1 protein-coding gene is annotated in these 240 nt (G+C 59.2%); it reads right to left on the reverse strand.

Annotated elements, in window-relative coordinates; all coding sequences use genetic code 11:
- A partial coding sequence (locus O4G76_RS21520) for a phosphate acyltransferase (protein ID WP_269399116.1) occupies positions 1-240 on the reverse strand: 240 nt, incomplete at both ends.

The raw sequence follows: 240 nt of genomic DNA on the forward strand, positions 1-240 counted from the left end.
ATCCAGAACGGTTGGCGCGATGTGCATTTTCTCCGCCCGCTCCGACACCGGATAGCCGAACGTCGAGAAGCTCACAAAGGCCACCCGTGGATCAAGCCCCATGTGGCGGGCCACACCGGCAGCACGTTCCGCAATGGTGGCAAGATCGTTCTCATTAGGCCATTCATGCACCAATGTGTCACCGATCAAAACGATCCGCCCCTTGTGCAAGAGCGCCGTTACCCCGGCCACACCATGTTC

Origin of the sequence: Limimaricola sp. G21655-S1, assembly GCF_027213785.1 — a bacterium.
In the GTDB taxonomy this organism is placed as follows: domain Bacteria; phylum Pseudomonadota; class Alphaproteobacteria; order Rhodobacterales; family Rhodobacteraceae; genus Limimaricola.